General features: G+C 64.4%; 7 protein-coding genes and 2 pseudogenes. 7 read left to right on the forward strand and 2 right to left on the reverse strand.

Annotation, left to right across the window (positions count from 1 at the left end; all coding sequences use genetic code 11):
* From QOI01_RS17150 to QOI01_RS17175, 6 genes and pseudogenes are all read left to right on the forward strand, one after another.
* Positions 1-543 (forward strand): annotated as a pseudogene (locus tag QOI01_RS17150) (mammalian cell entry protein); the annotation flags it as partial.
* Positions 544-2019, forward strand: coding sequence for an MCE family protein (locus QOI01_RS17155; protein WP_526382968.1), 1476 nt, complete (start codon positions 544-546; stop codon positions 2017-2019).
* 105 nt (positions 2020-2124) lie between these two features.
* Positions 2125-2724 (forward strand): Rv1363c family protein, encoded by a 600-nt coding sequence (locus tag QOI01_RS17160; RefSeq protein WP_526382970.1) that lies wholly within the window; start codon positions 2125-2127, stop codon positions 2722-2724.
* Between the two features lie 167 nt (positions 2725-2891).
* Positions 2892-3374, forward strand: a complete 483-nt coding sequence (locus QOI01_RS17165; protein WP_526382978.1) for an Rv1363c family protein — start codon at positions 2892-2894, stop codon at positions 3372-3374.
* A gap of 53 nt (positions 3375-3427) precedes the next feature.
* Entirely contained in the window at positions 3428-3778 is a 351-nt protein-coding gene (locus QOI01_RS17170) for a DUF732 domain-containing protein (protein ID WP_526382972.1), read from the forward strand.
* Between the two features lie 17 nt (positions 3779-3795).
* Positions 3796-4272, forward strand: a pseudogene (locus QOI01_RS17175) (CAP domain-containing protein); the annotation flags it as partial.
* A 100-nt stretch (positions 4273-4372) separates the two neighbouring features.
* Here the strand turns inward: QOI01_RS17175 and QOI01_RS17180 are convergent.
* Positions 4373-4525: a hypothetical protein gene (locus QOI01_RS17180; protein ID WP_526382974.1), complete on the reverse strand. Its 153-nt coding sequence runs from the start codon at positions 4523-4525 to the stop codon at positions 4373-4375.
* Between the two features lie 331 nt (positions 4526-4856).
* Here QOI01_RS17180 and QOI01_RS17185 point away from each other — a divergent pair, with 331 nt between their 5' ends.
* Positions 4857-8357: a protein kinase domain-containing protein gene (locus tag QOI01_RS17185; RefSeq protein ID WP_526382976.1), complete on the forward strand. Its 3501-nt coding sequence runs from the start codon at positions 4857-4859 to the stop codon at positions 8355-8357.
* Positions 8358-8361: 4 nt separating this feature from the next.
* Here QOI01_RS17185 and QOI01_RS17190 read toward each other — a convergent pair whose 3' ends face one another.
* Positions 8362-8694 (reverse strand): DUF2834 domain-containing protein, encoded by a 333-nt coding sequence (locus QOI01_RS17190; protein ID WP_526382980.1) that lies wholly within the window; start codon positions 8692-8694, stop codon positions 8362-8364.
* Positions 8695-8794 lie beyond the last annotated feature (100 nt).

The raw sequence follows: 8794 nt of genomic DNA on the forward strand, positions 1-8794 counted from the left end.
GCGGCCACCGACAGCCTGAACCACCTGACGGGAAAACTCGCCGCGCGCCAACCCGTTCTGGATAAGGCGCTCAACACCATCCCCGATGCCCTCGCGGTACTCAACGGCGAGCGGGACAACCTCGTCGAGGCCGCCGATCATCTTGGCAAATTCAGCGCCTTGACCGCCGACACGGTCAACCAAACAAAGGAAAATCTCGTCAAGGAGCTACGGGAGATCGGACCTGTGTTGGAGTCACTGGCCAACGCGGGCCCCAGCCTGACGCGATCACTCGGCCTGATCCCCACCTACCCGTTCCCGAACGAGACGATCGAAAAATGGCAGCGAGGGGACTACGCCAACCTCACGGCGATCGTCGACCTCACGCTCAGCCGCATCGACTCGGGATTCTTCACCGGCACCCGGTGGGAATGCGATCTCACCGAGCTGGAGCTCCAGTGGGGCCGCACGATCGGCCAGTTCCCCAGCCCGTGCACCGCCGGGGGCCCAAACAACCCGGGCAACCCGCTGACCATCGCGTACCGCTGGGACCAGGGGCCGTAAATGCACTTACACCGACAGATCAAGATCCAGCTGGCCATCTTTACCGTTATCGCGCTCGTCGCGATGTCGCTGATGGCGTTTCACTTCATGAAGTTGCCAGCCAACGTATTCGGTGTCGGTCGCTATACGGTGAAGCTGGAACTGCCGGAAACCGGCGGGCTCTACAGCACCGGCAATGTCACCTATCGCGGTACCGAGGTGGGCCGGGTGCAAACGGTGCAGCTGACCGACAGCGGTGTGGAAGCGCTGCTGTCGCTGAAATCCGGGATCGACATCCCGTCGGATCTCAAGGCCGAGGTGCACAGCCAGACGGCGATCGGTGAACAGTTCGTCGAGTTGCTGCCCCGCAACGGCACGTCGCCGCCGCTGAAGAACGGCGACGTGATTCCGCTTGCCGACGCCACGGTGCCGCCCGACATCAACTCGCTGCTCGACACCCTCAACACCGGTCTGAAATCGGTGCCTCGCGACGACCTGAAGACGGTCATCGACGAGTCCTACACCGCTGTGGGCGGCCTCGGACCCGAACTGTCCCGACTGGTCAAGGGCTCATCCGAGCTGGCTATCGAAGCGCGCAAGAATCTCGACCCACTCATCGCACTGATCGAGCAATCCAAGCCGGTCTTGGATTCGCAGACTCACACGTCCGATGCGATTCAGGCGTGGGCTTCAAACCTGGCCACCGTCACCAGTGAGTTGCAGGACCATGACGCCGACGTCGCCGGCGTAATCGACAAGGGCGGCCCCGCCGCCGGCGAGGTACGCCAGCTGGTCGAGCGGCTACAACCGACGCTGCCGATTCTGCTGGCGAATCTTGTCAGCATCGCTCAGGTCGGGCTGACCTACCAAAACGACATCGAGCAGCTCTTGGTACTGCTGCCCGAGTCCGTCGCTTACGGCCAGGCGGGCATCGTGGCCAACGTCAACACCAAGCAGGATTACAAGGGCCAGTACCTCAGCTTCAATCTCAACCTCAACCTGCCGCCGCCATGCACCACCGGCTTCCTGCCCGTCCAGCAGCAGCGGATACCCACCTTCGAGGACTACCCCGAACGCGCACCCGGCGACCTGTATTGCAGGGTTCCGCAGGACTCGCCGTGGAACGTGCGCGGCGCCCGCAACATCCCGTGTGAAACCGTGCCCGGCAAACGCGCACCGACGGTGAAGATGTGCGAAAGCGACGAGCACTATGTGCCGCTCAACGACGGCTACAACTGGAAGGGCGATCCCAACGCCACGCTGTCTGGCCAGGACGTCCCACAGTTGCCGCCAGGAACGCCGCCCGCGGCCGCGCACGATCCTGCCCCGCCGCCACCGGCCGGGCCCGGTCCGCCACCGATCGCCACCGCCACGTACGACCCGGCCACCGGCAAGTATGTCGGCCCCGACGGAAAGGTCTACACGCAGTCCGACTTGGCCCAGCTTGCGCCTGAGGAGAAGACATGGCAGAACATGCTGCTTCCGCCGCCGGGCTGAGGGCCGAGCGGCGGTGCGTCGGCCACCAACGGCCCAAGGATATTGGCCTCGCCACCGACGGGCGTTCTGCGACAGCATCGCCCGCGACTATGAACGGAAGACGGTATGCCGCTAACGACTGAATGTGCAGATACGGACGACGTACTCGATATCGAGGACATCCCTGCAGAGTCCGCCGCAGACGACGCAGATGGTCCGCCCGCTGCACCGTCGAAACAACCCGTCGCAGTTGTGAGGCGAGCGATCCTGTTCGGCGTTGCCACCGTTGTCACGTTGGCCGCCCTGACGGGATGGTTGGGCTTTCACGCCTACCGGGCCCACCAATGGCAGGCCGAGCGAAGTCAGTTCCTTCAGGCAGCCAGGCAGGGTGCGGTCAACTTGACCACGATCGACTGGCAGCATGGCGATCGCGATGTGCAGCGAATTCTCGACGGGGCCACCGGACAGTTCTACGACGACTTCGCCAAGCGTTCACAGCCGTTCATCGACGTAGTCGAGAAGACGAAGTCGACCACGATCGGCACGGTCACCGAGGCTGGGCTGGAGTCGCAGTCGGCCGACAGCGCTCAGGTACTGGTGGCCGTGACGGTGGCGACGTCGAATGCCGGTGCGCCGCAGTCGGATCCGCATGGATGGCGACTGCGTGTCGCGGTAACCCACGTAGGCGACCAAGCGAAAGTCTCCAACGTGGAGTTCGTGCAATGAGGTGGCCTATGTCCCGCCACGGCGCCGACCCGACACCAACCGAAGCCGTCGGTGAGACATCCGCTGACCCGGTCTCGCCGGCAATCGTCGACGACATCGGTTCATCCGCTGCAGCTAGGCAGACCGGCGAACCGCACAACCATGAACGGCCCCCAAGGCCACGGCGCATTGGCTGGTCGCGGAGGATCGCATACGCGCTCCTACCGGCATTGGCGCTGCTCATCGCAACAGCCGCGGGCTATCTGAAGTGGGAGGACGCCACCCTGCGCGAGGACCAGACAGTCCAGCCGCAAACCGTGCAGGCTGCGGTCGACGGCACCGTCGCTCTGCTGTCCTACCGCTCCGAGACCGTCGACAAGGACCTCGAAGCGGCCAAGCGCCGTCTGACGGGAAACTTCCTGGACGCCTACACCTCGTTGACCCGTGATGTGGTGATTCCGGGCGCAAAACAGAAGCAGATATCTGCGACGGCCACCGTGTCGGCCGCGGCGCTCACGTCGGCGACCGCCAGCCACGCCGCCGTGCTGCTGTTCGTCGATCAGACCGTCACCGTCGGTAAGACCGCGCCGACCAACACCGCGTCCAGCGTTCGCGTCACGCTCGACAACATCGGCGGCCGTTGGCTGATCTCACAATTCGACCCCGTGTGATGTCGATGCTGCCGGGCCGAGCTATGTTCCACCGTCCAACGATCATGTCGTCGATGGGCGTGCTCGCGGCCTGCGCGGCCGTGGCGGGTACCGCGACGTTGACGCTGGCTCCCTGCGCGCGCGCTGACGTAGTGGCCTACCTGGTCAATGTGCACGTACGGCCCGGCTACGACCTCCCCCACGCCGACGTAGCCCTTGGCTACGGGTACGGCATCTGTGACAAGTTGTCGGCCGGTCGCACCTACGCACAGGCCATGGCTGAGGTCAAGGCCGACTTTGCCACCACGGATGAGTATCAGGCGTCGTATCTGATCAGCCAGGCGGTCAACGAGCTCTGCCCGGCAGAGATCTGGCAGCTCCGGAACTCGGCGGCCCACTACCGGCCGCCGCCGGCCCTCGGGTGATGGGAAGGGAGATCGACATGCGGGATCGGTACCTGACATTGGCTGCCTTGGTGGGCGTGGGTGCGGTGCTACTGCCGTGCACCCCGACCGCACATGCCGACAACAAGCGCCTCAATGACGGGGTGGTTGCCAATGTTTACACCGTCCAGCACCAGGCGGGCTGCACGAACGACGTCAAGATCAACCCGCAGCTACGGTTGGCCGCGCAATGGCACACCGACGATGTCCTCAACAACCGAAACCTCGACGGCGACATCGGTTCTGACGCGTCGACACCGCAGGACCGGGCCGCGGCGGCGGGATTTCACGGGACGGTGGCCGAGACGGTGGCGATCAATCCGGCGCTGGCGATCAGCGGCATCGAACTGATAAATCAGTGGTATTACAACCCGGCATATCTCGCGATCATGCAGAACTGTGCGTACACCAACATCGGCGTGTGGTCAGAGAACAGCGTTGATCGCACCGTCGTCGTCGCCGTGTACGGACAACCGCAATAGCGCCAATGGGCAAAGGTGCGCCTCGAAGAGGCGCACCTTACCGAGGGAACACATTCTGCCGCACCATGTTCCGTGTTGCTGCGGACCCTGTGCGTTAGGTCCGCGACGCGGCCAACTGCGCCCTGCGCCAGTCGGCGACGGCGCGAACTGCGCCGATGCTCCGGTGGACTACGGCGACTAGCGCCGGGATGAGGGGAGGGGACATGACCATGAGAAGGAAGGCGAGCATGGTGGAATATTGCGACATGGTTTGGCTCATTTCTGCGCGGTGGGCTTAGGTTCTGAATCCAACGGCGCTTCTCGCACCGCCTGCGATGCTGTTGTTCTCCCAGTCTCGTCACGTTCGCCCCGGCGCGCGTCTCCTGATAGAGCAGTTCTCGTCTCCCGAAGGGGGCAAATCGATCCTTGACCGCGGGTGCCGAAACGACATTGCCGGTCGGGGCGGCCGGAGTACGGTGAAACAGCCGCAGCAAAGTCAAGCGGTGGGACCGCGGGTACGGGTTGCACGATTCAGTTGCCCTGTCGGTCGGATCGGATTCGCGCCGGCAGCGCGCTTGTCGGGCGAGCGGGGAGTGGCGATGAGTAGTCCCGACGACACACAGCGCAGGCTCGCTACCGGAATCGTCGCTGAGCTCGAGGCAGAGGGTTACGAAGATGCGCAGCCAGTGGGCCGGGGCGGCTTCGGTGTCGTGTACCGCTGCGGGCAGCCATCATTGGATCGCGTCGTGGCGATCAAGGTACTCAGTTCCGATCGGGACGATCTCGACCTCGAGCATTTCGCCCGCGAGCAGCGTGCGATGGGGCGGGTGTCGGGGCATCCGAACATCGTGCCGGTCCTGCACAGCGGCCTGACCTTCGCGGGCCGTCCATACATCGTGATGCCTTATCACAGTCGCGACACGCTGGGCTCCTGGATCAAGGGCCATGGGCCGCTCGAGGTCAACGAGGCGTTGACAATCGGGGTGCGACTGGCCGGTGCGCTGGAAACCGCTCACCGAGCCGGCGTTCTTCATCGGGACGTCAAGCCCCCCAACGTCCTGCTCACCAATTACGGGGAACCGCAACTCGGCGACTTCGGCATTGCGCGCATCGCGGGCAGTCGCGAGACGGCGGCGAACATCTTGGTCGGCTCCCCGTCGTACACCGCGCCCGAGCTGTTCGAGGGACGCGCCGCGTCGGTCGCCGCCGACGTGTATGGGTTGGCGGCCACGATCTTCACACTGCTCAATGGCGAACCGCCGTTCGTGTTTCGACCGGGCGAGAACCCCATCGCATTTGTTCGTCGCGTGCTGGCGGGTCCGATTCCGGATCTGCGTGCCAAAGGTGTGCCCGATCCGGTCGGCTCGGCATTGGAGGTCGCACTTGATACCGACCCCGCGCGGCGCCCCGGCACTGCCGCGGCATTCGGGGAGCTCCTGCGTGCGGCCGGCGCCCACGTCGGACTCGCTATCGCCGCTGTTCCGCTCGAGTTGACGCCCTCGCCGGCCGAGGCAGATGAAGCGGCTGCCGACGTCGGGACCGCCGTATCCCCCGCACGTGGGCAATCGGGTCCGCGCGGATTGCGCGGGGACGGGTCGGACTCGATCCGACGGGCGCATTACCCGCCGAGCGCGCCGACGCGGTTCCGCCCGCCCACGTTCACTCGCCCGACCGTTCGGCGGCACCGAATCCTCGAGCGCCTCGGCTCGGGACGACGGCCCAAACTGGTTCTCATTCACGCCCCTGCCGGCTACGGCAAGAGCACCCTGGCCGCGCAGTGGGGCGAAGCCCTTACCCGCGACGGTCTGAAGGGCGCATGGTTGGCCATCGACAGCGACGACAACAACGTGGTCTGGTTTCTCGCGCATCTGATCGAGGCGATTCGACGCACGATGCCCGACCTTGCCGATGCGCTACAGCAGGAGTTCGAAGGGCATGTGGACAATGCGCAGCAGTTCGTGCTCAATGCCTTGATCGATCTCCTGCACCGCGACAAGGAAACCCTAGTGCTGGTGCTCGACGACTGGCATCGCGTCGATGACACCGAAACCGCGAAGGCGCTCGCCTATCTGCTCGAAAACAGCTGCCATCACTTACATTTGATTATCGCAAGCCGAACCCGCACCGGCCTTCCCCTCAGCACGCTTCGAGTCCAGGGTGAGCTCGTCGAGATCGACGCGACGCATCTACGCTTTGATACCTCCGAAACCCAGGCGATGCTGGTCGACCAGTGTGGCCTGCACCTGACCGCGGCCAACGTAGCCGAACTGGAGGAGTGCACAGACGGGTGGGCAGCTGCCTTGCAGCTGGCGTCCTTGACGCTGCGTGAGCAGGCCGATCCGGCCGCGCTCATCGAGCATCTGTGCGGACACAACGAAGCATTGGGTGAGTACCTGGCATCGAACGTGCTGGACGGCCTCGAACCGGACCTGCTCGATTTTCTGCTTGCTACGTGCATCACCAAACAGATCTGCAGCGGACTGGCCACCGCGCTGACCGGCAACCGGCGCAGCCGAAGCCTTCTCGAAGAGATCGAAAAACGTGATCTGTTTCTCCGCAGGACCGATGCCGAGGGAACATGGTTTGAATACCACCACCTGTTCGCCGAGTACCTGCTGCAGCGCCTCGAGCGTGACGCAGAGGATCGGATACCAGAGCTGCATCGCGGAGCAGCGCAGTGGTTTACCGAACACCACATGCTCAGCCAGGCCGTCGATCATTTGATCCTCGGTGGCCAGGCTCGGCAGGCGGTGGACGCCGTCGAGCAGGCGGCCACCGATCTGATGGAACAGTCACAGATGAGCACGTTGATCGGGCTGGCCGCCAAGCTGCCGGCCCAACTTGCCGATGCTCGCCCGAGGCTTCAAGTCGACCTCGCGTGGGCAAACGTGGTCCTTCACCGAATGGCGGCCGTCGAAGGGGCACTTCGGCTGGCCGAGGTTGGCATGGACTCGGCTACGAAGGACGAGGAGGGCAGCCTGCGCGCCGAGATGGACTTGATCCGCGCCACGATCGCCGCTTTCCAGGACCGTGTCGACAGCTCTACCGAAACCGCCGTTGAGGCGTGTGTCGACAGGGCCGACACACTGCGGCCCTTCATTCTGTGCCGCGCAGCCGACCTCGCGTCATTTCGTGCGCTCCGGGTGTCGGACTTCGATGACGCACTTCGCTGGCAGCGGTGGGGACGCCAATTTCACGATCGGATCTCAGGCACGCTGAGCGTGAGCTACGGATACTGTTTTGCCGCGATTGCCGCCAACGAGCAGCTCGACATCGCCGGCGCAGAAGCGCACCTGCGACACGCGATGCGCATCGCGCTGTTGCCGTCCGGTCGCCCCACCTATATCGCAAAACTTGCGGGAGCACTGCTGGGGGAGCTCTTCTACGAACACGGCCAACTCGACCAAGCCGAAGTATTGCTCGACGACGCATACGCATTGGGCGCAGAGGGCGGAATCGTCGACTTCATGCTCGCCAGTTTCGGGACCGGAGCGCTGCTGAAGTTCGCTCGCGGTGACGCAGCGGCCGCGCACTGCCGACTAGCCGAGGGTCTCGACATCGCCAAGACACTGCAGCTCCCGCGGCTGCAGGCCCGGCTACTCAACGACAGTGTCCGGATTGCCGCCCTGTCGGGGGAGCCGATCGACGACTCTCTGGCCCGGCGAATCACCCATTCGCATTCTGAACACCTCGACGAACTCGGCGGCGTGACAGCCGAACTCATGGAGGATGCACAGATCCGAATGCTCCTGATCGACGGGACACCTTCGGCCCTGGATGAAGCATGCGCGCGGGCCCGCGCTTACCGTGATCGGGTCGATCAGCACGACCGCCCCCGCGCCCACCTTCGCGCGACGCTGCATCTCACGCACTGTCTCGGTGCTGCCGGCGACCACGACGAAGCGGTCCGCGTCCTGCACTCCGCACTGAGAACCTGTGCCGCGCTTGGACTTAGCCAGTTGCTCATCGACGAGGGGCCGCAGATGGTTCGCCTCGCGCAGGACACCGTTCACGCGAGCGGGTCCAGATTCCCGGATCAGGCCACGCCGGCCAACGTTCGCGATTTCGTATCGAACCTGCCCGACACGTCGGGCGTCTGACACGTCACGGCGTCGGGCGCACGGTCAACTCGGGGGTCCGGGCTCGCTTGTCGAGGTAGCGCTCTCGGACGACCAGATACACCGGGAACGCCATCGATACGCCGATGTAGGACAACGCCACGAAGCTCCAGCCCCACTTGTACCCCAGCCCAATCCGGTTGCTGTCGGTCCCAACCCACACCATGAACACCAGCCAGGCGACCGCCATGTCGATGGTGATGAACGCGGCGGTGCCGCCGGCCGCTATTGCGTCACCGAAGAACGCGATCGGGTTGAGGATGTTTCCACCGGCGGCCATCCAGGAAAATGCATGTGGCCAGGTCAGCACCAGCGCCACGGCGCCGGCGACGATGTACCGAATTCGACGATGTTGCCAATACTCACTTAGACATCTCCATTTCGATGCGCACGACGTGCGTGCGTGATTTCGGCTGTTT

It is taken from the genome of Mycobacterium sp. (assembly GCF_032162605.1).
Classification (GTDB): Bacteria; Actinomycetota; Actinomycetes; order Mycobacteriales; family Mycobacteriaceae; genus Mycobacterium.

Bases quoted from the DNA above. Each gene is read 5' to 3' on its own strand.
- QOI01_RS17170 (WP_526382972.1), top strand. From the start codon at position 3,428: ATGGGCGTGCTCGCGGCCTGCGCGGCCGTGGCGGGTACCGCGACGTTG.
- QOI01_RS17185 (WP_526382976.1), top strand. From the start codon at position 4,857: ATGAGTAGTCCCGACGACACACAGCGCAGGCTCGCTACCGGAATCGTC.
- QOI01_RS17160 (WP_526382970.1), top strand. From the start codon at position 2,125: ATGCCGCTAACGACTGAATGTGCAGATACGGACGACGTACTCGATATC.
- QOI01_RS17180 (WP_526382974.1), bottom strand. From the start codon at position 4,525: ATGTCGCAATATTCCACCATGCTCGCCTTCCTTCTCATGGTCATGTCC.
- QOI01_RS17155 (WP_526382968.1), top strand. From the start codon at position 544: ATGCACTTACACCGACAGATCAAGATCCAGCTGGCCATCTTTACCGTT.